18 protein-coding genes are annotated in these 23963 nt (G+C 72.3%); 8 read left to right on the forward strand and 10 right to left on the reverse strand.

Annotated features, from left to right (window positions below; all coding sequences use genetic code 11):
• Positions 1-19: 19 nt before the first annotated feature.
• Positions 20-1372 carry an MFS transporter gene (locus IE069_RS10960; RefSeq protein WP_229791096.1) on the reverse strand — a complete coding sequence of 451 codons (1353 nt, stop codon included), beginning with the start codon at positions 1370-1372 and terminating at the stop codon, positions 20-22.
• 246 nt (positions 1373-1618) lie between these two features.
• On the opposite strand from IE069_RS10960, the gene IE069_RS10965 reads away from it, so the two are divergent.
• The 4 genes from IE069_RS10965 to purH all read left to right on the forward strand — a co-directional run bounded on the left by IE069_RS10965 (position 1619) and on the right by purH (position 6523).
• Positions 1619-2944, forward strand: a complete 1326-nt coding sequence (locus IE069_RS10965) for an Nramp family divalent metal transporter (RefSeq protein ID WP_229791097.1) — start codon at positions 1619-1621, stop codon at positions 2942-2944.
• A gap of 253 nt (positions 2945-3197) precedes the next feature.
• The gene (locus IE069_RS10970) at positions 3198-4079 is read left to right on the forward strand and encodes a hypothetical protein (protein ID WP_189350463.1); all 882 of its coding nucleotides are present in this window, start codon (positions 3198-3200) and stop codon (positions 4077-4079) included.
• Between the two features lie 116 nt (positions 4080-4195).
• A complete protein-coding gene (locus tag IE069_RS10975) occupies positions 4196-4741 on the forward strand; it encodes a COG4315 family predicted lipoprotein (RefSeq protein ID WP_189350465.1) in 546 nt (181 codons plus the stop codon).
• 108 nt (positions 4742-4849) lie between these two features.
• Entirely contained in the window at positions 4850-6523 is a 1674-nt protein-coding gene (gene purH, locus IE069_RS10980) for a bifunctional phosphoribosylaminoimidazolecarboxamide formyltransferase/IMP cyclohydrolase (RefSeq protein WP_189350466.1), read from the forward strand.
• 198 nt (positions 6524-6721) lie between these two features.
• On the opposite strand, the gene IE069_RS10985 is transcribed toward purH, so the two are convergent.
• Complete coding sequence (locus IE069_RS10985) at positions 6722-7657, reverse strand: N-acetylglucosamine kinase (RefSeq protein WP_189350468.1); 936 nt, start codon at positions 7655-7657, stop codon at positions 6722-6724.
• Between the two features lie 243 nt (positions 7658-7900).
• On the opposite strand from IE069_RS10985, the gene IE069_RS10990 reads away from it, so the two are divergent.
• Positions 7901-10135 (forward strand): NADP-dependent isocitrate dehydrogenase, encoded by a 2235-nt coding sequence (locus IE069_RS10990; protein ID WP_189350470.1) that lies wholly within the window; start codon positions 7901-7903, stop codon positions 10133-10135.
• A gap of 140 nt (positions 10136-10275) precedes the next feature.
• On the opposite strand, the gene IE069_RS10995 is transcribed toward IE069_RS10990, so the two are convergent.
• The 4 genes from IE069_RS10995 to IE069_RS11010 are packed head-to-tail and all read right to left on the reverse strand — an operon-like array spanning position 10276 to position 15663.
• Positions 10276-12063 (reverse strand): dipeptide ABC transporter ATP-binding protein, encoded by a 1788-nt coding sequence (locus IE069_RS10995; protein ID WP_189350472.1) that lies wholly within the window; start codon positions 12061-12063, stop codon positions 10276-10278.
• Positions 12060-12962: an ABC transporter permease gene (locus IE069_RS11000; RefSeq protein ID WP_189350474.1), complete on the reverse strand. Its 903-nt coding sequence runs from the start codon at positions 12960-12962 to the stop codon at positions 12060-12062. Before IE069_RS11000 ends, IE069_RS10995 begins: the two co-directional genes overlap by 4 nt.
• On the reverse strand, positions 12959-13957 hold the full coding sequence (locus IE069_RS11005; protein ID WP_189350476.1) for an ABC transporter permease: 999 nt from the start codon (positions 13955-13957) through the stop codon (positions 12959-12961). Before IE069_RS11005 ends, IE069_RS11000 begins: the two co-directional genes overlap by 4 nt.
• Before the next feature lie 47 nt (positions 13958-14004).
• Positions 14005-15663 (reverse strand): ABC transporter substrate-binding protein, encoded by a 1659-nt coding sequence (locus IE069_RS11010; protein ID WP_189350478.1) that lies wholly within the window; start codon positions 15661-15663, stop codon positions 14005-14007.
• Between the two features lie 164 nt (positions 15664-15827).
• Here IE069_RS11010 and IE069_RS11015 point away from each other — a divergent pair, with 164 nt between their 5' ends.
• On the forward strand, positions 15828-16790 hold the full coding sequence (locus tag IE069_RS11015; protein ID WP_189350480.1) for a bile acid:sodium symporter family protein: 963 nt from the start codon (positions 15828-15830) through the stop codon (positions 16788-16790).
• A 33-nt stretch (positions 16791-16823) separates the two neighbouring features.
• Here IE069_RS11015 and IE069_RS11020 read toward each other — a convergent pair whose 3' ends face one another.
• Positions 16824-18095: an MFS transporter gene (locus IE069_RS11020; RefSeq protein ID WP_189350481.1), complete on the reverse strand. Its 1272-nt coding sequence runs from the start codon at positions 18093-18095 to the stop codon at positions 16824-16826.
• Positions 18092-20950, reverse strand: coding sequence for an FAD-binding and (Fe-S)-binding domain-containing protein (locus IE069_RS11025; protein WP_189350484.1), 2859 nt, complete (start codon positions 20948-20950; stop codon positions 18092-18094). The genes IE069_RS11020 and IE069_RS11025 overlap by 4 nt, the downstream gene beginning before the upstream one ends.
• A 280-nt stretch (positions 20951-21230) precedes the next feature.
• Between IE069_RS11025 and IE069_RS11030 the strand changes: the two genes are divergently transcribed.
• Entirely contained in the window at positions 21231-21896 is a 666-nt protein-coding gene (locus tag IE069_RS11030; RefSeq protein WP_189350486.1) for a GntR family transcriptional regulator, read from the forward strand.
• An 11-nt stretch (positions 21897-21907) separates the two neighbouring features.
• On the opposite strand, the gene IE069_RS11035 is transcribed toward IE069_RS11030, so the two are convergent.
• Positions 21908-22426, reverse strand: coding sequence for a gamma carbonic anhydrase family protein (locus tag IE069_RS11035; RefSeq protein ID WP_189350487.1), 519 nt, complete (start codon positions 22424-22426; stop codon positions 21908-21910).
• Positions 22427-22567: 141 nt separating this feature from the next.
• On the opposite strand from IE069_RS11035, the gene IE069_RS11040 reads away from it, so the two are divergent.
• The gene (locus IE069_RS11040; protein ID WP_189350489.1) at positions 22568-23059 is read left to right on the forward strand and encodes a hypothetical protein; all 492 of its coding nucleotides are present in this window, start codon (positions 22568-22570) and stop codon (positions 23057-23059) included.
• On the opposite strand, the gene purU is transcribed toward IE069_RS11040, so the two are convergent.
• On the reverse strand, positions 23060-23947 hold the full coding sequence (gene purU / locus IE069_RS11045; RefSeq protein ID WP_308425386.1) for a formyltetrahydrofolate deformylase: 888 nt from the start codon (positions 23945-23947) through the stop codon (positions 23060-23062). It lies immediately after the preceding gene.
• Positions 23948-23963: the final 16 nt, after the last annotated feature.

Here is a 23963-nt window from a genome sequence, read left to right on the forward strand (position 1 = left end):
CGGCGGCCCTCTGGCGGTTCTAGTCCAGAACCCTGCCCCTAGTCTCCGGCGCGAACCGGCTCATCCACAAGACCGAAGCGACAACCAATACCGCTGCGACTAGGAACGAGTTCGCCAGACCGATGACGGGCCAGGCGGCCGCGAAGACCAGCGGGCCCACACCTGCGCCGACCCGGCTGAACGTCGAGGCCCACCCGAAACCGGAACCGCGGAGATCCGTGGGGTAGAGCTCTGAGACGTAAGCGTAGAGAACGGGTATGGCAATTTGGATCACGAAGCCGAAGACCAGCAGCCACACGACCGCGACGGAAGGGTCGCCGAGCGTGAACGACGTGATGATCAGGATGAGGGCGGCGAGCGGACCCGAGACGCCGAGCAGCCACTTGCGTCCGACGCGCTCGACCAGCAGCGCCGAGACGACGACGCCGAGCAGCCCGACGGCGGCCATGCCGGCGGTGCTGAAGAAGGAGCGGACCTGGCTCATGCCGGCGTCGGCCAGGATCGTCGGCATCCAGGTCAGGGCCAGGTAGTAGACCAGCAGGATGGAGAAGAAGAGCGACCACGCCGCCGTGGTGATCTTCCAGTCGTACCGCCAGACCTTGGCCAGCTGCTCGCCGACCGACCCGGCCGACAAGCGCGGGGCGTCCTGCGGATCCGGCAGCGTGTACGGGGTGTCGGGGCCGCCGGTGCGCGCGACGAGGTCGTCGATGACCTTCGCAGCCCGCGCGCTCTGGCCCTGGCGGATCAGGTACATGGGCGACTCCGGGACCCCGCGCCGCACCCAGAACACCAGCAGCGCCGGCAGCACCATCACCACGAGGACGAGCCGCCAGTTCTCCGTCGTCGACTGGATGACGGCCGTCACGAAGAAGGCCAGCGCGGCGCCGATCGGCCACCAGCCGTCCATCGCGGTCAGCACCCTGCCGCGGGCCTTCGCGGGCGTGAACTCGCCGACGAGCGCGTAGTCGACCGGGATGCAGCCGCCGAGGCCGACGCCGGCGAGGAACCGGAACAGCACGAAGAGCTCGAACGACGGGGCGAGCGCGCCCGCGACCGTGAAGAGCGAGAAGAGCAGCAGCGTCCAGGTGAAGGCCTTCTTCCGGCCCACCCGGTCGGCGATCGTGCCCCAGGCGAAGGCCCCGACGGCCATGCCGATCAGGTTCGCCGTGCTCAGCAGGGCGGCGGTGCTGCGCTCCAGACCCCACTCCTCGCTCACGAGGGGGATGAGGGCGCCGTTGAGTGTGACGTCCCAGGCATCGAACATGAAGCCCAGGCCGCCGATCAGGAAGATCTTCCCCTGGACGTTCCAGCGCCACGGCAGGTTCTGCACCACGGAGGCCCCGGTGGGGAGCTTGCGGTATTCGTTCGTCAACGGCGTTCCCTTGGATTTCCGGTGCGGGCGCGCCGCTTTTGCGGCACCCCTCCAGCGTATCGGCCGCAGGGGTTTCCGGTATGACCGGCGACACTGGCTATGCTGTCCTCGGTCACGTTCGGCGCGCTGGAGCCCAGCGCGACGACGGGGCCCGACACCTCCGCGCCGACAGCGCGGGGCATCACCACGGCGCGCAACGGGGGCGGAGCGCGCGCCGGCCACCCACCGAGGAGGAATCCAGCACTCGTGAGCAACGAAGCGAACTCCGGTACCGGGCCGAACAACCCGGCCCCACCAGGCGGCTTCGCACCCGCCTCCGATCTCGAGCCGCCGAAGAAGTGGAAGGTCGTCGGCCCCGGCCTGGTCGTCGCCGCCACCGGCGTCGGCGCCGCGGACATGGTCGCCACCCTGGCCGCCGGCTCGCGCTACGGCTACGGCCTCCTGTGGGCCGTCGTCGTCGGCGTCATCCTCAAGGTCGTCCTCGTCGAGGGCACCGCACGCTACTCGATCACCACCGGCAACACGATCCTCGAGGGCTGGCGCAAGCTCGGCCGCTGGCCGCTCTGGTACTTCGGCCCCTACATCGTCATCTGGGGCTTCGTGTACGGCGCCTCGGCGATGTCGTCGACGGCGCTGCCGCTCGCCGCGCTGTTCCCGGCGGTCCCGCTCTGGGTGTTCGCGATCGGGACGGCGCTGCTCGGCTTCGCCCTGGTCTGGATGAACCGCTACGCCGTCTTCGAGAAGATCACCGCGATCCTCGTCGGCATCATGTTCTTCACCATCGTCGGCCTCGCGATCATCGCGGTGCCGAACATCCCGGAGATGTTCACCGGCTTCGTCCCGCTCCTGCCTGAGGGCGGCCTGCTCTACACGCTGGCACTCGCCGGCGGCGTCGGCGGCACGATCACCCTGGCCGCCTACGGCTACTGGCTGCGCGAGAAGGGCTGGTACAAGCCCAAGTTCATGCGCGTGATGCGCCTGGACAACACCATGGCCTACGTCATGACCGGCATCTTCGTGATCGCGATGATGATCGTCGGCGCCGAGGTCGTCCGGACCGCCGGCGTCGCCGTCTCCTCGGGCGACCAGGGGCTGCTGGACCTGACCGGGGTGCTGGAGGTCGAGTACGGCGTCGTGATCGCCAAGGTCTTCCTGATCGGCTTCTTCGCCGCCGCGTTCTCCTCGATGATCGGCGTGTGGAACGGCGTCTCGCTGATGTTCGCCGACTTCTGGGCGAACTTCCGCGGCAAGGGCTCGGACCACAAGGACGCGAAGGCCCACGGCAAGTACTTCCGCTTCTACCTGATCTGGCTGACGTTCCCGCCGATGCTGCTGCTCCTGCTGGGCAAGCCGATCGGCCTGGTGCTCGCCTACGGCGTCATGGGCTCGCTGTTCATGCCGTTCCTCGCCATCACCCTCCTGCCGCTGCTCAACGGCACCAGGTGGGGGATCCCGGCCGAGTGGCGGAACCGCTGGTACACCAACACGGCGCTGGTCATCACCGCCGCCCTGTTCATCTGGCTGGGCCTCTACCAGCTGATCACCAAGGTCTCGGAGGCCTTCGCAGGCTGACCGCCCTCCGCGCGCCGTGCAGTACGACGGCGCCGCGGACCCCGCACGGCGTGTCGACGAGGCGGCCCGGTTCCCCAACCGGGCCGCCTCGACTGTTGCCCGGGGTACCGCGTGTCCTCCTCGGTCCCCGTGGCCCGGATCCACGCTGGCGAGCGCCGCGGGCGGCGGATCGCCGACCGCCCGACGGGCACGATCGAATTAATCTGACCCGGAAGGAGTGCCAAGTCACACCATCTGGCGGTAGTGTCTGGTTATGGAACTCGATTGGAATCTCCTAGAACGCGAGATCCGTTCCGCGGCGGTACGCATTGCGCGGGAAGTGGTCTCGGATCACCCCGGACAGACCTTCTACGGCCTGGCGCTGGAGGTCACTGCCACCGCGCCCGACGCCGCAGACGTCGCCGCCGACGAGCCGCTGCGGCTCCCCGTCCTCGGTTTGAATTCCGAGCAGGCGCTGGACCGCGACCTGAGCGACGAGGAGCGCCAGCTCAAGGCCTACGACCAGGAGCTGGCCGCCGACGCCGAGGACGGTGCTCTGCCCGGGCTCCCCGAGGACGAAGGCGGGGACGGCGAAGACGACGACGACTCGGACGGTGCCGACAACGCGGACGACGTCGTCGACACCGCCATCGACGACATGGGCGACGAGGACTCGGACACGAGCGGCGAACTGGTCGACGAGGCCGCCGACCTCAGGTCGGACGGCACCCGCCCGGCCGGTTCCGAGGCGTCCGGCGAGACGGGCATCCTGGCGGGCGACGAGGTCGTACTGGAGGCGCTGGACGCACCGGTGGAGGAGGGCGGCGGCTTCTACTCGCGGCGCTGGGACGCGAGCTCGTGGCACTGGTGCTCGATGGACCTCTTCGACGAGGACCACGTGGAGGCCTGGAACGAGCGCCTGAACGAGGCGGCCGCCGAGCACGGCTGGGAGGACACGGTGAAGCAGTACTACCGGACGCTGATCGCCGCGGTGATCGGGGTGCGGCAGGAGCTCGACCGCAAACGGCTTCACCTGGTGGCGTTCGTCTCCGACGAGGACCACGCGGAGAAGCTCCTCCAGAAGTGCCTCACCGAGGAGCAGCTGCAGGAGCACTTCCCGGATCTGGTCGAATTCGACGCCGAGGCCGTCGGATAAGCTCCGTCGCGGGGTTCCGGCCCCGCGCCGCCCGGCCTATTGTTGAAGAGAGGGCCGGGGGACCCGCGCACCTGCCGGGTCCGCGACCGACCCCTCGCAGCGGGAGGTTTCGCATCATGAGGACCACCAGGATCAACACGACGACGCGCGCGGCCCTCCGCTGGACCGCGCTGCTCGCGGCGGGCGGGCTGCTGCTCAGCGGCTGCGCCGACGGCGGCGGCGGTGCGGGCGGCGGCTACGGCGGCGGGGGCGGCGACACCGAGACCACGCAGGCGCCGGATGAGGGGATGACGGAGGCCGTCGACCTGGGCGCCGCCGAGACCGACCTCGGCACGATCGTCACCGACGGCGAGGGTATGACGCTCTACTACTTCACCAACGACACCGCGGGTGCGGACGAGAGCGCCTGCACGGGCGACTGCCTCGAGGCGTGGCCGATCGCCGTGGCCGCGGGCGAGGAACCCGCCGTCGACGACTCGATCACGGGCGAGGTCGGCACCATCGAATCGCCCGACGGCCAGCTGCAGCTCACGCTCGAGGGCATGCCGCTCTACTACTTCGCCCAGGACATGGCGCCGGGCGATGTGAACGGGCAGGGCGTCAACGAGGTCTGGTACGTCGTGGCGCCGGACGGGGAGATGATCACCGAAGCCGCCGAGTAGGACGCGGGAGGCGCCGGACCGCCGCCGGGGCAACACTTCTCTGCGGCGGCCGCCGCGCCGTTAGACTGGGTGGACCGACCCGAAGACCACTCAACGCAGGAGACATCTGTGAGCGAAACCGCCCTGGACCGCGTCACCATCCGCCGGGCCCTGATTTCCGTCTACGACAAGACCGGGCTGGAGGAACTGGCGCAGGGCCTGCACGCTGCAGGCGTCTCCATCGTCTCCACGGGCTCGACCGCCTCCCGCATCGCGGCCGCCGGCGTGCCCGTCACCGAAGTCTCCGAGATCACCGGCTTCCCCGAGTGCCTCGACGGCCGCGTCAAGACCCTGCACCCGCGCGTGCACGCCGGCATCCTCGCGGACCGCCGGCTCGACGACCACGTCAAGCAGCTCGAGGACCTCGAGGTCGAGCCCTTCGACCTCGTCGTCGTGAACCTGTACCCGTTCGTCGACACCGTGAAGTCCGGCGCCGAGCCGGATGCCGTCGTCGAGCAGATCGACATCGGCGGCCCCTCCATGGTGCGCGCCGCCGCGAAGAACCACCCGTCCGTGGGCATCGTCGTCGACCCGGCCAAGTACGGCCGCGTCGTCGAGGCCGCCGCCGCGGGCGGCTTCACGCTGGCCGAGCGCAAGCGTCTGGCCGCCGCCGCCTTCGCGCACACCGCCGCGTACGACGCCGCCGTCGCCTCCTGGACCGCCGCCCAGTTCGGCGACGACGAGGGCGAGGACGCCGAGGGCTGGCCGGCGTACTCCGGGCTGAGCCTCGAGCGCCAGCAGGTCCTGCGCTACGGCGAGAACCCGCACCAGCCGGCCGCGCTCTACCGCGACCTGAGCTCGGGACCGGGCATCGCCCAGTCGACCCAGCTGCACGGCAAGGCCATGAGCTACAACAACTACGTCGACGCCGACGCCGCCGTGCGCGCCGCCTACGACTTCGCGGATCCGGCCGTCGCCGTCATCAAGCACGCGAACCCGTGCGGCATCGCCGTCGCGACGCCTGGCGCCGCCGACCCGATCGCCGACGCCCACGCCAAGGCGCACGGCACGGACCCGGTCTCCGCGTTCGGCGGCGTGATCGCGGCGAACCGCCCGGTCACGAAGGCCATGGCGGAGACTGTGAAGGGCATCTTCACCGAGGTCGTGGTGGCACCGGGCTTCGAGCCGGAGGCCGTGGAGATCCTCTCCGCCAAGAAGAACATCCGCCTGCTGCAGCTGCCGGAGGGCTACGAGCGCTGCCCGGCCGAGACCCGGCAGATCTCCGGCGGAGCACTGCTGCAGCAGCGCGACGCGATCGACGCCGAGGGCGACGCACCCGGCAACTGGACCCTGGCCGCGGGCGAGGCCGCCGACGAGGCGACCCTGGCCGACCTGGCCTTCGCGTGGCGCGCGGTGCGTGCGGCGAAGTCCAACGCGATCCTCGTGGCCGCGGACGGCGCCGCCGTCGGCATCGGCATGGGCCAGGTCAACCGCCTGGACTCCTGCCGTCTGGCCGTGACCCGCGCCAACACGCTCGGCGTGGCCGTGGAGTCCGGCGCCGACGCCGCAGGCGGTGCGGAGAACGTCGAGGGCGCCTCCGCCCCGGAGCGGGCCCGCGGCTCCGTCGCGGCCTCGGACGCGTTCTTCCCGTTCGCGGACGGCCTGCAGATCCTGATCGACGCCGGCGTGAAGGCCGTCGTCCAGCCGGGCGGCTCGGTCCGCGACGAGGAGGTGGTCGCCGCCGCGAACGCCGCCGGGATCACGATGTACTTCACCTCGGGCACCCGCCACTTCTTCCACTAGAAGCGGCCGGCGGGCGCGGCCGGAGGCGGGAGACTACTGTCCGGCCCGCCCCCGCCGTCGGCTATCTGGCGGCCCTGCGCCGTCGCGTACTCGAGGGCCTTGGGCCGTCGTCGAAAAAGCCTGAGCTGTTGACCTGAGCCTGAGATATTGGCACCTCCTGGGTCAGCAGCTCAGGCTTTTTTGTGCGTTTCGGGGATCTCAGGCGTCGACCGTGGCCGTCAGCTCGCGCAGGGGGCTGTCACCGGCGATGAACGGGAGTCGGGCCGCGCCTTCGAGCGCGTTCGCCGACGGTTCCCGGACATCGACTCCCGGCCACTGCGCGCGCAGCAGCTCCGTGAGCCGGCTGCGGATCCGGTCGCCGCGCAGGACCCCGCCCAGGAAGCAGACCGCCGGGTCCTCGACGTCCGCGAGGCCGACCCTGCGCAGCCCCGCCTCGATCGAGGCGGCCAGCTCGTCGGCGGCCGCGTGGCAGATGGACGCGGCCACGCCGTCCTTCTCGGCGAGCCGCGCCACGTGGGCCGCGAAGCCCGCGGTCCGGCTCACCCAGAACGGGTCGTTCTGCAGCACGACGTAGGCGTGCTCGAGGTCCCCGAGGTCCGCTTCGACCACCTCGGACAGGCTCGTCGCCCGGCCCCGTCCGTCGTAGGCGCGCATGACGGCGTTCAGTGCCTGCTGCCCGATCCAGAAGCCGCTCCCGGCGTCGCCCATGCTGTACCCCCACCCGTCGATCCGCGCGATCTGATGCGGGCCGACGGCGAGCGTCACGACGCCGGTGCCCGCCGCGACGACGACCCCGGGCTTGTCTCCGAGGGCGCCCACGTAGGACGTGACGGAGTCGTGGGCGACGTTGATCTGGGCGACGCCGAGGTCGCGGGTGGCCCTGAAGAGGTCGTCGGCGAGGCGGCGGCCGTCGGTGAGCCCGCTCAGCCCCGCGGAGACGACGCCGACCGTAGCGCCGGTCTCGGAGACGGCCTGCCGGACGACGTCGGCCACCTGATCGGCGAGAGGCCGGCTGGTGAGCAGTCCCGGGAACTCCAGTGCGCCGCTGCCGGGCGGCGGCGGGCCGTCGAGCGTGCGCAGCTGGGCCCGGATGCCCGTCTGGCCTCCGTCGATGGCGAGTGCTGCATGATTCATGGTGTCGCTTCCTGGTTCGTCTGCCGACCCCGGCGGCCGGGGTGTTTCATCTCACACAGACTATCGCCGCGGGCCGGGGCAGACGAGGCCGGGCGGCCGCGCGCCGACGTCGTACTGGGCGGGGCGCGAAACCTGAAGATGGGATCGGGGGCGCACTCGGGTAAATTGGGGGTGTTTGATGCAGCGCCCACCAGCGGCCTGCAGACCATGACACCCACAGACCCTGAGGGAGATGCCGCGCCAATGGCAAAGATTATCTACACCCACACCGATGAAGCGCCGATGCTGGCGACCTATTCGTTCCTGCCGATCGTTGAAGCATTCACCTCGACCGCAGGTGTGGAGGTGGAGACCCGGGACATCTCGCTGTCGGGCCGCATCATCGCCAACTTCTCCGACTTCCTCGCCGAGGACCAGCGCGAGGCCGACGCGCTGGCCGAGCTGGGCGACCTGGCGAAGACGCCGGAAGCCAACATCATCAAGCTGCCGAACATCTCCGCCTCGGTGCCGCAGCTGAAGGCCGCGGTCGCCGAGCTGCAGGCCGCCGGCTACGCCATCCCGGACTACCCGGAATCCCCGGCCTCCGACGAGGAGACCGACATTCGCGCCCGCTTCGACAAGATCAAGGGCTCCGCCGTGAACCCGGTCCTGCGCGAGGGCAACTCCGACCGCCGCGCGCCGCTGTCCGTGAAGAACTACGTGCGCAACAACCCGCACCGCATGGGCGAGTGGACGGCCGACTCGAAGACCAACGTCGCCACCATGGGCCAGGACGACTTCGCCTCCAACGAGAAGTCCGTCGTCATCGAGGCCGAGGACGTGCTGTCGATCCAGCAGGTGCTGGCCGACGGCTCCGTCAAGGTTCTCAAGAAGGAGCTGCCGGTGCTCGCCGGCGAGGTCGTGGACGGCACGGTCATGCGCGCCGCCGCCCTGGACGAGTTCCTGGCCGCGCAGGTCAAGCGCGCCAAGGAGGAGGGCATCCTCTTCTCCGCGCACCTGAAGGCCACCATGATGAAGGTCTCCGACCCCATCCTGTTCGGGCACATCGTCAAGGCGTTCTTCCCGAGCCTGTTCGAGAAGTACGGCGAGGACCTGGCCGCTGCCGGCCTCTCCGCCAACAACGGCCTGGCCGCGATCCTGAACGGCCTCGAGGACGTTTCCGAGGACGTGCGCGAGGGCATCAAGGCGGAGATCGCCCGTGGCATCGAGGAGGGCCCGGAGCTGGCGATGGTCGACTCCGACAAGGGCATCACGAACCTGCACGTTCCGTCCGACGTGATCGTCGACGCCTCGATGCCGGCCATGATCCGCACCTCCGGCCACATGTGGGGCCCGGACGGCGGCGAGCACGACACCCTGGCCGTCCTGCCGGACTCCTCCTACGCCGGCGTCTACCAGGCCGTGATCGAGGACTGCCGCGCCAATGGCGCCTTCGACCCGACCACGATGGGCACCGTCCCGAACGTCGGCCTCATGGCCCAGAAGGCCGAGGAGTACGGCTCGCACGACAAGACGTACGAGGTCGCCGAGGCCGGCACCATCCAGATCCTCGACTCGAAGGGCAACGTCCTGATCGAGCACGAGGTCGCGGAGGGCGACATCTGGCGCGCCTGCCAGGCCAAGGACGCCCCGATCCGCGACTGGGTCCAGCTGGCCGTCCGCCGCTCCCGCGAGTCCGGCATGCCGGCCGTGTTCTGGCTCGACGAGAACCGCGCCCACGACGCCAATCTCATCGCCAAGGCCGAGGCCATCCTGGCCGAGGAGGACACCGAGGGCCTGGACATCCGCATCCTGAACCCGGTCGAGGCCACGAAGTTCACGATCGAGCGCCTGCGCCGCGGCGAGGACACCATCTCCGTCACCGGCAACGTGCTGCGCGACTACCTGACGGACCTGTTCCCGATCCTCGAGCTCGGCACGTCCGCCAAGATGCTCTCGATCGTGCCGCTGATGGCCGGCGGCGGCCTCTTCGAGACGGGCGCCGGCGGCTCCGCCCCGAAGCACGTCCAGCAGCTCGTCGAGCAGGACTACCTGCGCTGGGACTCCCTCGGCGAGTTCTTCGCCCTGGTCCCGTCGCTGGAGAAGTACGCCGAGCAGGGCGACGCCCCGTCGGCCAAGGTGCTGGCCACCGCGCTCGACGCCGCAACCGCCACGTTCCTGCTGGAGAACCGCTCGCCGGGCCGCAAGCTGGGCAGCATCGACAACCGCGGTTCGCACTTCTACCTGGCGATGTACTGGGCGCAGGAGCTGGCGAACCAGACCGAGGACGCCAAGCTGGCCGAGGTCTTCACGCCGATCGCCGAGCAGCTGACGACGAACGAGGAGGCCATCGTGGCCGAGCTCGCCGCAGTCCAGGGCAACCCGGTGGACCTCGGCGGCTACTACCGCCCGGACGACGCCAAGGCCACGGCCGCCATGCGCCCGTCCGCCACGCTGAACTCCGTGCTGGAGGCCCTGGCCAAGGAGCCCGTCAAGTAGCCGGAGCTCCACCAGCACGACGACGGCGCCCCGCCCACCGCTTCTCGCGGTCGGCGGGGCGCCGTTCGTCTTGGCGAGGCGCCGGCTGGGCGGCGACTGGTCCGGCGCCCGGCGGTGGTTGCGCGCAGCGGCCCTGCGGTTCAGTCCCCGGGCGCGGCGGCGCGGAGGGCCGGGGAGGCGGCCAGCAGGTCGCGGGTGTACTGCTCCTGCGGATCGGAGAAGACCTGCTCTGTCTCGCCCGATTCGACGACGCGTCCGCCGCGCATGACCAGGAGCTGGTCGCTGACGTGGCGGACGACGGCCAGGTCGTGGGAGATGAACAGGTAGCTCAGCCCGAGATCCCGCTGCAGGTCGTCGAGCAGGTCCAGGATCTGCGCCTGCACCGACACGTCCAGGGCGGAGACCGGCTCGTCGCAGATCAGCACGCGCGGCCCCGGAGCCAGGGCCCGGGCGATCGCGACGCGCTGGCGCTGGCCGCCGGAGAGGGAGCGCGGGTGCCGGGCCGACGCGCCGGCGTCCAGCCCGACCATGTCCAGCAGCTCGCCGATCCGGCGCCGGTGCGCGCCCGCCCGGCGGGTCCGGCCCCCGGAGACGGCGTCGGCGAGCAGCGCCCCGACCGACATGCGCGGATCGAACGAGGACAGCGGGTCCTGGTAGACCGCCCCGAGCTGCGGGCGGCGGGGCCGGCGGGCGGCCTCGGCCACGGGGTGCCCGTCGCCGCGGTCCCCGGCGAAGGGCGCGCCGAAGAGGTCGACCCTCCCGGCGTCCGGGTCGGTGAGGCCCAGTGCCATGCGGGCGGTAGTGGTCTTGCCGGACCCGGATTCGCCGACGATGCCCAGGGTCGTGCCGGCCGCGAGGGAGAACGAGACGTCGTCCACCGCCCGGAAGGCCACGGCCCGGCCCGCCTCGTCCCGGCGCGTGAACATCTTGACCAGGCCGGCGGCTTCGAGGGCGGGATCCGCCGCGGCTCCGGCCGCGGTGGCCGGCGTCGGGGCCGGAGCCGGAGGAGTCGCGCGGGCGGCCGGCGGCGGCGGCGCCGTCGTGCCGGTCGCCCCCGGCAGGCACAGCCGCGTCCCGCGGGGTTTGCCGGCGGGAACGGCAGCCAGGAGCATGCGCGTGTACTCGTGCTGCGGGTCGGCGAGGACCTCGGCGGTCGGCCCGGACTCGACGACCTCGCCGGCGCGCATGACGAGCACCTTCTCGGCGACGCGGGAGACGACGGCCAGGTCGTGGCTGATCAGCAGCTGACCCATGCCGGCGGCCGGGGAGCCGTCGGCGGGGGCGCGCAGGTCCGCGAGCAGGTCCAGGATGCGGGCGGCGACGGTCGCGTCGAGGGCGGTGGTCGGCTCGTCCGCGATGAGCAGCTTCGGCGCGCCGGAGAGGCCGGCGGCGATGAGCGCGCGCTGGCGCATGCCGCCGGAGAGCGCCCCCGGCCGCAGCGCTCCGGTGTCCGTCCCGTCGCCGGACAGCCCGACGGCGGCGAGCAGCTCGCGCACGCGCGCCGCCCGGCCGGTGGGGGAGAGGCGGGTGTGGAGGCGGAGGGCGTCGTCGATCTCGCGGCCGACGGGGCGCAGCGGGTCGAGGGAGGTCAGCGCGTCCTGCAGGACCAGCGCGACGTCGCCGCCCCGGATCCTGCGCCACAGGCCCGCCGGTGCGGCGACCCGGCCGTCGCGCCCGCGCAGGTCGTGGCCGGCGATACGGAAGGCGTCCGCGGTGACGCGCGCCCGCCCGCCGCCGCGGCCGCCGTCGGCCAGGCCCAGGAGGGCGCGGGCGGTGACGGATTTGCCGGACCCGGACTCGCCGACGAGCGCGACGGACTCGCCGGGCGCGACGGACAGGTCCAGCCCGGAGACCACGGGGGCCCCGCCGCCGAAGGACACGGTGAGTCCGCGGACGTCGACCAGGGGCGCGGGCGTTGGTGCCGTCATGCCGAGACTCCCTCCGCCCGGCGCTGCATCCAGCGGCCGAGCACGGTCGCGGACGCGGCGACGGCCACGATCGCCAGCCCGGGGAACACTGTCATCCACCAGGCGACCGACAGGTAGGTGCGGCCGGCGGAGAGCATCGCGCCCCATTCCGGCGCGGGCGGCGGCGCCCCCAGGCCGAGGAAGCTCAGCGCCGACGCCCAGACGACCGCCTGCCCGACGCCGAGGGTCGCCAGCACGGCCACGGGCCCCAGCGCGTTCGGCAGCAGGTGCCCCAGCAGGATGCGCGTGCGCGACCGCCCCAGCACGCGGGCCGCCTGCACCATCTCCGCGTCGCGCAGGCGCAGCACCTGCGTGCGGATGATCCGCGCGTAGCCGGGCGCGGTCGAGAGCCCGACGGCCACGACGGTGGTCGTCACGCCCGGCCCGGCGAACGCGATGAACACGAGCGCCAGCAGCAGGCCGGGCAGCGCGAAGAGGACCTCGAGCACGCGGGAGATCGACGCGTCGACCCAGCGCGGGTGCACGCGTCGGCCCCGCCGGCCGGCGGTGAGCCCGGCGGGCACCCCCAGCAGGAGCGCGAGCCCGAGCCCGACGCCCGTCGCCGCGACCCCGATCGTCAGCGAGGACCGGGCGCCGTGCACGATCCGCGTGTAGATGTCCCGGCCGGACTCGTCCGTGCCGAGCAGGTGCCCGGGCCCGGGAGCGCTGAACGCCGCGGCGGGCTCGATGCCGAGCGGGTCGGCGGGCGCGAGCCACCCGGGCGCCGCCACGGCGGCGGCCAGGAAGAGGACGACGGCGGCCGCCGCCACCGCCGGCAGGTTGGACGCCGCGGAGGACGCGGCGGCGCGCGTCCGGCCTCCGGCGCGGGAACCCGTAGACGAGGTCCGGGGCGCGCTCACGGGCGACCACCCCCGGCGGCGAGGTCGGGCTGGGCGGCGCGCGTCGCCGTCGTAGTGCCCAGGCGCGGGTCGACGAGGCGTTCGACGACGTCGGCGGCCGCCATGACGACCACGTAGGTCAGCGCCGAGACGAGGACGACGCCGGTGACGAGCGGGATGTCGCGGAGCGTGACGGCGGAGAGCAGCGTGCGGCCGAGGCCGCCGCGCGCGAAGAGCGCCTCGACCACGACCGCCCCGGAGATCAGCGAGCCGAGCGCCCAGCCGGAGAGGGAGATCCCCGGCAGCGCCGCGTGGCGCAGGCCGTGGCGGAGCACGACGCCGGTCTCGGACTCGCCGCGGGCGCGGGCTGCCAGAGCGAACGGGCTGGCCAGAGCCGTGGCGAGCGACTCGCGCATGACCTGGCCGAGGAAGCCTGCCAGTGGCAGCGCGAGCGTCGCGACCGGGAGCACCAGCCCCGCCGGGGAGTCCGTGGCGACCGGCGGGAGCCAGCCGAGGGACGTGGCGAAGACCAGGACCAGCACGCTGCCCAGCCAGAAGTGCGGGACGGCGGCGGCGAAGATCTCGAGCCCCGAACCCGCCGCGTCGGCCACGCGTGAGAGGCGGGGACCCGTCGCGAGGGCCGTGAAGAGGGCGACCGAGAGGGCCAGCAGCCAGGCGAGACCCCACGCGAGCAGCGCCAGGGCGAGGGTGCCCGGCAGCTGCTCGGACACGGCCTCGGCGACCGGCACCTTGAGCGAATAGCTGGTGCCCAGGTCGCCGCGGACGAGGTTGGCGAGCATGAGCCCGTACTGGACGATCAGCGGCTCGTCGAGGCCGTACTCGGCGCGGGCGAGCGCGAACGCCTCCGGGCCGGCCTGCGAGCCCGGGCCGCCGACGATCGCCTCCACGGGGTCGCCCGGCACCAGGCGGATGCCGATGAAGACGAGCGTGGCGACCGCCCAGAGGACGAACAGTCCTCCGGCGAGACGGGTGAGCAGCCAGCGCAGGATCTTCATGGGATCGACGGCGGCGGGCCGGCGGCGTGCCGGGCCCGCCGGCGGGGTCAGTCGGCCAGCCAGGCGTTGTGGAAGGTCGGCGTGGCCACGGCCGTGGTCTCGCCGATGCCGCGCAGGGACGTGCTGTGCAGGAAGTGGTTCTGCTGGTCGTATAGCGGCAGGAGGTAGTAGCCCTCGAGCACCTCGGCCTGGACGTCCGCGTAGAGCGAGGCGCGCTCGGCCTCGTCGTCGGCGCTGGAAGCGTCCTCGAGGGCGGCGTCGATCCCCTCGTCGCGGACCATGGCGTGGTTCGCGAAGTAGCCGGACGGGGCGGGCTCCGTCGAGTCGGAGTGGAAGAGGATGCGCAGCACGTCCGGGCCGACCTTCGTATACGGCGCGGAGACCAGGTCGTACTCGTGCTCGCCGAGGGCGCCGTACCAGCTGCCCAGGTCCAGCAGCTCGGTGGTGACCTCGATGCCGGACTCCTTGGCGGTGGCCTGCAGCTGCTCGAACAGGGACTGCTCGGCGGGCACCGACTGGTTCGTCGAGATCGGCAGGTGCACGCTCAGGCGCTCGCCGTCCTTGACGCGGTAGCCGGCGGCGTCGCGCTCGGTCCAGCCGGCCTCGTCGAGCAGGCGGGCGGCCTCGTCGGGGTCGTAGCCGAACAGCGACTCGTCGGAGTAACCCATCGGCTCCACCGAGGACAGCGGGGAGTAGGAGCGCTCGGCCGTGCCGAAGAAGAGGGAGTCGACGGCGGCGTCCACGTCCACGGAGCGGACGAAGGCCTCGCGCACGCGGGCGTCGTCGAAGGGCGCCTTGGAGGAGTTCAGCTCGATCCGGTTGGAGGCGCCGGGGCGCGGGGCGTCGAGGTGCTCGATGGCGTCGGACTGCTCGGCGGAGGCGATCGAGTCGGGCTGGGCGTTGTCGATCATGTCGACCGTGCCGGACTGCAGCGCGGAGTAGCGGGTGGCGGACTCGGGGATGAACCGCCACTCGATGCCCTCGAGGTAGGCGGGGCCGGTGTGCGAGGGGTCCGCGGTGGCCTCCGGGTTGGGAACCGTGTAGTCGTCGTTGCGGGTCAGGGACACCGATTCCTGGCGGGCCCAGTCCTCGACGACGAACGGCCCGGTGCCGATCGGGGCGGCGCAGTTCTCCTCCTGGCTGCGCTCGAGCCCGGCCGGCGACATCATCGCGTTCCAGGTCTGGGTGAAGGATTCGAAGAGCGCGGCGTCCGGTGCCGACAGGCCCAGTTCCAGCGTCGCCGGGTCGATCACCTCCATGGACTCGACCTTCTGCATGGCCAGGTAGCCGGTCGAGGAGCCGGTCTCCGGGTCGAGCACGTGCTCGATGTTGGCCTTCACCGCGGCCGCGTCGAAGGCGGTGCCGTCGCTGAAGCTGATGCCCTCGCGCAGGTGCAGCGTGACGGTGGTGCCGTCGTCGGACACGTCGGCGCCCGAGGCGAGCCAGGGCACGATCTGCCCGTCCTGGTCCTTGGTGTAGAGCGTCTCGAGGAACTGCGAGGCCACCAGGGCCTGCGGGTAGTTGCCGCCCACGTGCGGATCGAGGCAGGTCGGCTCGGCGTCCCCGGACGCGTAGACGAGCGTGCCGCCGGAGACGGGCTCCTCGGGGACGGTGTCCGTGGTCCCGCCGGAGCAGGAGGAGAGGGCGAGCGCCGAGGCGAGGACGACGGCGGCGGGTGCTGCCGCGCGCCAGCGGGAGTTCTGCATGAGACCAGGCTTCCTTCACGAGTGGGCGAGCGAGGGCCCGAAGGCCCCTCCAAGGGTAGTCCAACGCCCGATCGCCCCGATTCATGCCCGCCGCCGTCATGGAGGCCGTCACAATCGCCGTGTCGTGTTCTTCCGGGCGCCCGGCCGGTGCCAAGGTTGGGTCCATGCCTGATGAACAGCTTCGCCTGCCCGACGTGCAGGAGACCACCGCCCGCCAGGACCGCGGCGCCCGCATCGCCGTGACCCTCTTCCCGCTGCTCATCCTCGCCGGAGGGGCGCTGGCCCTGGCGGCGCCGGCGCCGTTCGTGGACCTGGCGTTCCTGATCAACCCGCTGCTCATGGTCATCATGTTCGGGATGGGGCTGACGCTGTCCTTCCCGGATTTCGCCGTCGTCTTCCGGCACCCGCTGCCCGTCACGCTGGGCGTGCTCGCCCAGTACGGGCTGATGCCGCTGGTCGGCTGGGCGATCGCGATGGCCCTGAACCTGGATCCGGCGCTGGCCGCCGGCGTGATCCTGGTCGGCTGCGCCCCGGGCGGCACGGCGTCGAACGTTGTCGCCTACCTGGCCCGCGGCAACGTGGCGCTCTCCGTGGCGATGACGAGCGTCTCCACGCTGCTGGCCCCGCTGCTGACGCCCGTGCTGACGCTCTGGCTGGCCGGGCAGTACCTGCCGGTCGAGGCCGGGGCGATGTCCTGGTCGATCGTGCAGATCGTGCTGGTGCCGGTGCTCGGCGGACTGCTGCTGCGGACGCTCTTCCCGCGCCTGGTCGAGCGGGCCCTCCCGGCGCTGCCGTGGGTCTCCGTCGCGGCCATCACGTTCGTCGTGATCGTGGTGGTGGCCCGCAGCGCGGAGTCGATCTTCGCCGCCGGCCTGCTCATCCTGCTCGCCGTGGTCCTGCACAACGCCGCCGGGCTGGGCCTCGGCTACGCCGTCGGCCGGCTCTTCGGCCTGCCGGTCGCGTCCCGGCGGACCATGGCGGTCGAGGTCGGCATGCAGAACTCGGGCCTCGCCGCCGGCCTGGCCGGGCAGTACTTCTCGCCGGAGGCCGCGCTGCCCGGTGCGGTGTTCTCCGTGTGGCACAACCTCTCGGGTGCCGTCATCGCCGCCTTCTGGCGGCGCCGCTGACCGTCACCCGGCGACCGTGCGCCGCGGCCGCCGCTACCCGTCCGCGTCGAGGGTGCGGCGGCGGAGCAGGGCCGGGACCAGCCCGGCGACCGCGAAGAGCGCGCCGACGGCGATGATGTAGCGGAAGTCGACGACGTCGATCACCGCCGCCGCGCATCCGGCGGCGAGGGTCTGCGTGCCGTTGGCGAAGACGTTCGCCGCCGCCGCGCCGCGCCCCTGCAGGTGGTCGGGAAGCTGGAGCTGGCGGATCGTGGCCGCGGCGATGGCGACCAGGGTGATGCCGAAGGCGAAGGGGAGGATGCCCAGCACGGTCAGCCAGAGGATGCCCGTCGTCTGGGTGGCGTAGCCGAGGCCGAACACGAGCGCGCCGACCCCGAGCGTCCGGGCGAACCCGAACCGGTTGAGGATCTTCGACGCGTTCAGCCCGGCGACGATCGAGAACACGCCCTGCAGAGCGACGGCGACGCTCAGGGCCTCCGGCGGCAGGCCCAGGCCGCGGTCGACGACGGCGAACGTCGTCGAATTGGTCATGCCCCCGCCGACGCAGGCCAGACCCATGATGATGGTCGCGACGCGGACGCCGGGGCGGGAGGCGATCGCCCCGAATCCGGCCAGCGTCCGGCGGGCCAGTGATTCGCCCTCGTGCTCGCGCGCCACCGGCCGCGGGGCGACGCGCAGCAGCAGGAGCGCGCCCAGCAGGAAGAAGAACGCGGTCGCCCAGACCACCGGGGCCATGCCCCACAGCCCGAACACCGCTGCACCGGCGAGCGGGGCGACGATCCGCAGGCCGTGGTCGACACTCGCGAACATCCCGTTGGCCGGTGCCAGCAGGTGCGCCGGCATCAGGGACTTGAGCAGGCCCGATTGCGCGCTGGCGTTCACGAACCCGCACGTCGCGTAGAGCGCCATGACGACGTACACGATCCACAGCCATCCGCTGGGCTCGACGAGCAGCAGCACGAGCACCACCGCCGCGGTCAGCAGGTTGTTCGCGATCATCAGCCCCCGCCGGGGCACGCGGTCGGCGAGCAGCCCGATCCACGGCGAGAGGACCGCCGGCACCCCCATGACCAGGAAGACGGACGCGGCCAGCGCGTCCGATCCGGTCATGACCTTCATCCAGATCCCGGCGGTGATGTAGAGGGCGGAGTCGCCGATGTTGCTGACCGTCCAGGCAGCGAGCAGCCGGCGGTATCCGGGGTGGGCGAGCAGCTCGCGGTTGCCGCCGTGGGCGGACACCGACGACGGCGGCGCGTCCGCCGTCGCGCCCTCCTTCACCGCCGCCGCGTCCTCGGGCCCGGTCACAGGGTGTCCGCCCGGGGTCCGGGCGGGGCGGTGCCGGCCCCCTCCCGGGTGGCCTCCTCCAGCAGCTCCAGCACGTGCCGGTACGGCTCGCCGGTGGCCCGGGTCATTCCCAGTTCGCAGGCCCGGTTGCACGAGGCGTGCGCGCCGGCCCCCATCGCGGCCACCTGCGCGGCCTGACGTTCGGTGGCGGACGCCGTCAGCTCGGGGTGCAGCATGCCGCGGTCGCCCGCGAAGGCGCAGCAGCCCCAGCTCTCCGGGACCTCGACGCGCTTGGCCACGGCGCCGGCCACGGTGCCGAGGGCGTCGTCGAGCCCGAGCCGGGTCGAGGAGCACGTGGGGTGCAGGGCCAGCGACTCCAGCCTCCCGTGCTCGGGAAGCTCCGGCAGGATCCGTTCGGCGGCGAACTCCACGGCGTCGACGATCCGCAGCCGGCGCCGGCCCTGCGCGGGCTGCTCCGACTCCACGGCGTGGATCAGACCCTCCGTGCAGGACGAGGCGTCGCAGACGATCGGCAGTTCGCCGTCGCGGGTCGCCTCGCGCAGCGCGGCGACCGTGCGGTCCTGCATCGTCTCCTGCCCCGTGTTCATGCCCTTGGAAGACCACGGCGTGCCGCAGCACAGGCCGTCGATCCCGTCCGGCACGAGGAGCGTGAGCCCGGCGCGGCCGGCGAGCTGCTCGAAGCTGTACTGCACGCCCCCGGCGTCCGCGCCCGCCGGGCCGAACATCGAGCCGACGCAGGCGGGGAAGTAGACGGCGTCGGGCGCGGCAGCGGGAGCCGGGCGCCGCCGCGCCGCGCCGCCCGCGGGCAGCTCGTCGGAGTAGAGCGGCACGGTGTCCTCGCCCAGGACGGCGCGGGTGGCCCGGTTGGGAGGGGCGACGAGCGCCGACGGGACCTTGTCGACGACGGTCAGGGCCAGGGACGCGCCGCGGGTGACGGCGCCCCAGTGCCGGGCCGCCGCGTCCCAGGCGCCGTCGGCCACACGGCCGGCGCCCTCGGCGCGCAGGTTCTTGACGAAGGAGCCGGTGTTGATGTCCACGGGGCAGGCCGTCTGGCACATCCCGTCCGCGGCGCACGTGTCGACGGACTCGTAGGCGTAGTCCCGTTCCAGTTCGGCGACCAGCGCCGTGTCCCCGGCCTGCCGGGCCGTCTCGATGGCGCGCATGGTCACGATCCGCTGCCGCGGGGTCAGCGTGAGGTCCTTGCTGGGGCACACCGGCTCGCAGTATCCGCAGGAGACGCAGCGGTCCACCTCCTCCGCCACTGCGGGCGTCGTCTTGATGTGCCGCAGGTGCGCCTCGGGGTCGTCGTCCATCAGCACGCCGGGGTTGAGCAGCCCGGCGGGGTCGAAGAGCGCCTTGATCCCGCGCATGACGTCGTAGAGCTCGTCGCCGTACTGCCGCCGGACGTAGGGGGACATGACGCGGCCCGTCCCGTGCTCGGCCTTCAGGGAGCCGCCCTCGGCGAGGACGAGGTCCACCATGTCCTCGGTGAAGGCGCTGTAGCGGTCGAGCTCCGCGGCGGTCGCGAAGCCGTCGGTGAGCATGAAGTGGACGTTCCCGTCCTTCGCGTGGCCGAAGATCACGCTGTTCTCGTAGCCGTACTCGTCGAAGAGCCCGCTCAGCTCGCGGCACGTGCGGCCGAGCGCCGGAACCGGCACCACGATGTCCTCGAGCAGCGCCGTCGTGCCCTGCGGCCTCGCCCCGGCGACCGAGGCGTAGAGGCCCTTGCGCAGGTTCCACAGCCGCCCGCGCTCGCCGGCGTCGCCGGTGAAGGCGGCGGGCGCGGAGAGCCCGAGCCCGGGCAGGAGCGCCTCGCCGCCCTCGCGCAGCGCGGCCAGGGCGTCGGAGTGGTCGGCGGAGTACTCGACGAGCAGGGCGGCGTGGTCCTCGACCGCGATGTCCTGCACGACGGCGGGCGCCCCCTTGAGCGTCCGGCCCACCTTGAGGGAGAGCGCGTCCATCAGCTCGATGGTCGCCGCGCCCGAGTCGACGAGGGCGGGCAGTGACGCGTTGGCGGCCTCGAGGCTCGGGAAGACGAGCAGGCCGGACGCGGCGTGCGGCAGGCGCGGGACCGTGCGGAACACCGCTTCCGCGACGAAGCCGAGCGTGCCCTCGCTGCCGACGATCAGGTGCGCCAGGATGTCCACCGGGTCCCGGAAGTCCAGAAGGGAGTTCAGGCCATAGCCCATGGTGTTCTTCATGGAGAACTGCTGCCGGATCCGTTCTGCGGAGCCGGCGTCGGAGCGGACCCGCTCCGCCAGCCGGCCCAGGCCCTCGTGGAGTCCGGGTTCGAGGGCGCGGAGCCGTTGGTCGGCGTCCGGTGCGCCGGTGTCCACGACCGTGCCGGAGGGCAGGACCACGGTGACCGACTCCAGGGTGCGGTACGCGTTGTCGACGGTGCCGCAGTTCATGCCGGAGGAGTTGTTGGCGACGACGCCGCCGATCGTGCAGGCGGCCTCGCTGGCGGGGTCCGGCCCGAATTTCCGGCCGTAGCGGGCCAGCCGCGCGTTGAGGGCGCGGACGGTGACGCCGGGCTGGACGCGCACCCGGGCGCCGTCGTCGAGCACCTCGATGTCGCGGAAGTTCCGGCGCACGTCGACGAGTACGCCGTCGCCCACCGCCTGCCCGCTCAGGCTGGTCCCGCCCGAGCGGAGCGTCAGGGGCACGCCCTGCGCCGCGCTGGCCCGCAGGAGGCCGCCGACGTCGGCGGCGTCCGCGGCCGTGACGACGGCCTGGGGGATGAGCAGGAAGTGCGAGGCGTCGTGCGCGTTCGCGTGCAGGTCGATCGCCCGCGTGGTGACCTGCGCCGGATCTTTGACGGCGAGGCGGAGGAGTTCTGGATCGAGGCGGGGCATCAGGAGACCATCCAATCGAGTACCGGCGTGGACCGCAAGGGGTTCGGAACGGCGAGGGGGCCGACTATCTGCTGGAACATGCATCTCCGTACTGTGCCGCGGGTCACGCCGTTGTGACGCAAGAAATATTGTCTAGCAAGTACACATGTTGGTCAACCCGGTTCCTCTGGGCCGGAACGCGGGGAAGCAGCCGGGCCGGGGCGCGATCGGGGCCCGGTGCCACCGGTCTGGCAGACTTGGGAGGAGCGCCGGGAGGGTCCCGGCACCATCGGGAGGTCCAGTGGCCGGGCGCATTGCAGCGGTGTCCATCGTCGACGCCATCGCCGCGGATCTGCGGACCCGGATCTTCGAGGGCGATCTCGCGCCGGGCCGCACGCTCACGGAGGCGGACGTCGCCTCCGCGTACGAGGTGGCGCGTCCGACGGCCAAGGCGGCCATCGAGAAGATCGTCGTCGAGGGCCTGCTGGAGCGGGGAGCGCACAAGACCGCCCGCGTGGTCGAACTCGGTCCGGACGCCGTCCGGGACGTCTACCTGGCGCGGGCCTACCTGGAGAGCGAGGTGCTGCGCCGTCTGGCGGGCAGCCGGACCGTTCCGCAGGAGGCCGCGGAGGCGAACGGCGAGATCGCGGACCTCGAACGCGGGATGCCGCTCGACATCGTCGAACCCGACATGCGGTTCCACCTCAGCCTGATCGACGCGGTCGGCAACGAGCGCATCAGCCGGATGTACCGCTCGCTCGTCGGCGAGGTGCGGCTGTGCATGGTGCGCGTGCAGTCCCTGGAGCTGCTCGACACGTCGCTGATCCACGACGAGCACCAGCGGATCCTCGAACATCTCGAGGCGGGCCGGGCCGACGAGGCGGCCGCCCTCCTCGACGAGCACCTGGGCCGCGCCCGGGACCGTCTCGTTGCCGCGATGGGGGAGTCGGCGCCCGCGCGCGACTGAGCGGGGCGGGACTAGGAGGTCGCGGCCCGGTGCTGGGCGGCCAGGCCCAGGTAGGTCTCGGCGTTGACGCGCAGGCCGGCCACCTCCTCGTCGGTCAGCTTGCGCCGCACCTTCGCCGGCACGCCGGCGACGAGCGAACGCGGCGGCACCTGCGTCCCCTCCAGCACCAGCGCCCCCGCGGCGACCAGCGACTCCGCGCCGATCACGGCCCCGTTCATGACGGTCGCGCTCATGCCGATCAGGCAGTCGTCGCCGATCGTGCAGCCGTGGATCACGGCGGCGTGCCCCACGGAGACGCCGGCGCCGACGGTGCACGGGACCCCGCGGTCCGCGTGCACCACCACGTTGTCCTGCAGGTTGGAGCCCGCGCCGATGCGGATCGCGTCGCTGTCGCCGCGCACGGAGACCCCGTAGAACGCGCTGGCCTGGTCCGCGAGCACCACGTCCCCGCTGAGCACCGCGGTCGGCGCCACGAAGGCCCCCGGGTGCACGTCGGGCTTCTTGCCGTTGATTTCGATCAGGTGAGCCATGGCACCCAGCCTACTGCCGGCGTCGTACCCGTGCGGTATCGGGAGGAGAGCGGGTGCAGGCAAGGCGACGACGACGTCCAGGCCGCTAGGGTGGTCGTGAATCCGCCACGACGCGGCCGAGTCGAGAAGCGAGGAGCCGACATGGAACCGCAACCGAGGGACGGGTCGCGCCGGGCCGTCCGGGCCGGGCTGGCCGGCTTCGGGGCCGTTGCCGCGTACGCGCTGGTCGGCACGCTGCAGCTGCTCGTGTGGGAACCGCAAGCGGCCGTCCCCGGGGCCTCTCTCGAGCAGATCCGGGCCGGCGTCGAGCGGGCGGGCGAATCGCTGGGAGTGCCGATCGTCATCGGCTGGGCCGTCGTCGGAACGGTGCTGGCCGCCGCGGTGCTCGCCGGGACGCTCGCGGGCCGGGTCAGGGCGTACCCGGCGGCCATGCTGCACCTGCTGCTGGTCGTGCTCGCGGCGCCGTCGTACTTCTACGTGTCCTTCGCGCCCGGGATGGCGGTCGCCGACACCTACGGCACGACGGGTGCGGACCACGCCCCGTGGGGGATGGTCCTCTACGGGACCAGCGTGGCCGCGCTGGCGGTGCTGCTGATCGTCGCCGTGTCCACCGCGCGGCGCCGTGGTGCCTGACTAGTTGAAGACCACGGTCCGGGTGCCGTCGAGCAGCACGCGGTGCTGCGCGTGCCACCGCACCGCGGTCGCCAGGGTCCGGCCCTCGACGTCCCGGCCGAGCGAGACGAACTGCTGCGGGGTCTGCGCGTGGTTCACGCGGATGACCTCCTGCTCGATGATCGGGCCCTCGTCCAGATCCGCCGTCACGTAGTGGGCGGTCGCGCCGATCAGCTTCACTCCGCGGGCGTGCGCCTGGTGGTACGGCCTGGCGCCCTTGAACGACGGCAGGAACGAGTGGTGGATGTTGATCGCCCGCCCGTTCAGCTCGCGGCACAGGTCGTCGGAGAGGATCTGCATGTAGCGGGCCAGCACCACCACGTCGATCTTGTGCTCCGCCACGAGCTCCAGCAGGCGCGCCTCGGCGTCGGACTTGTTGTCCCGGGTGACGGGCAGGTGCACGAAAGGCACCCCGTAGAACTCGGCCATCGGGCGCAGGTCCTCGTGGTTGGACACGATCAGCGGCACCTCGATCGAGAGCATGCCGGCGCGCTGCTGGAACAGCAGGTCGTTGAGCGCGTGGCCCTCCCGCGAGCACATGATCAGCGTCCGGGCCGGGCGCCCGGCGTCGAACACGTCCAGCTGCATCCCGAACGCCTGGGACACCGGCTCCAGTGAACCCCACACCTCGGCCTGGGGCGCGTCCGTCGCGACGGCGACGCGCATGAAGAAGGTGCCGGTCTCCGGCGATTCGAACTGCTGGGACTCGGTGATGTTGCACCCCGTCTGCAGCAGGGCGCCCGAGACGGCGTGCACGATCCCGGGCTGGTCGGCGCAGGAGAGCGTCACGATGTAGTTCCGTGCCGCGGTTGCAGGGGTGGTGTCGCCGGTTGAAGATTCGATGCTCACCCGCACAAGGGTAGTC

Origin of the sequence: Zhihengliuella salsuginis, assembly GCF_014651715.1 — a bacterium.
GTDB classification, from domain to species: domain Bacteria; phylum Actinomycetota; class Actinomycetes; order Actinomycetales; family Micrococcaceae; genus Zhihengliuella; species Zhihengliuella salsuginis.

Bases quoted from the DNA above. Each gene is read 5' to 3' on its own strand.
- IE069_RS11005 (WP_189350476.1), bottom strand. From the start codon at position 13,957: ATGAAGATCCTGCGCTGGCTGCTCACCCGTCTCGCCGGAGGACTGTTC.
- IE069_RS10975 (WP_189350465.1), top strand. From the start codon at position 4,196: ATGAGGACCACCAGGATCAACACGACGACGCGCGCGGCCCTCCGCTGG.
- IE069_RS10985 (WP_189350468.1), bottom strand. From the start codon at position 7,657: ATGAATCATGCAGCACTCGCCATCGACGGAGGCCAGACGGGCATCCGG.
- IE069_RS10995 (WP_189350472.1), bottom strand. From the start codon at position 12,063: ATGACGGCACCAACGCCCGCGCCCCTGGTCGACGTCCGCGGACTCACC.
- IE069_RS11010 (WP_189350478.1), bottom strand. From the start codon at position 15,663: ATGCAGAACTCCCGCTGGCGCGCGGCAGCACCCGCCGCCGTCGTCCTC.
- IE069_RS11040 (WP_189350489.1), top strand. From the start codon at position 22,568: ATGGAACCGCAACCGAGGGACGGGTCGCGCCGGGCCGTCCGGGCCGGG.
- IE069_RS10970 (WP_189350463.1), top strand. From the start codon at position 3,198: ATGGAACTCGATTGGAATCTCCTAGAACGCGAGATCCGTTCCGCGGCG.
- IE069_RS11015 (WP_189350480.1), top strand. From the start codon at position 15,828: ATGCCTGATGAACAGCTTCGCCTGCCCGACGTGCAGGAGACCACCGCC.
- IE069_RS10990 (WP_189350470.1), top strand. From the start codon at position 7,901: ATGGCAAAGATTATCTACACCCACACCGATGAAGCGCCGATGCTGGCG.
- IE069_RS11025 (WP_189350484.1), bottom strand. From the start codon at position 20,950: ATGCCCCGCCTCGATCCAGAACTCCTCCGCCTCGCCGTCAAAGATCCG.
- IE069_RS11035 (WP_189350487.1), bottom strand. From the start codon at position 22,426: ATGGCTCACCTGATCGAAATCAACGGCAAGAAGCCCGACGTGCACCCG.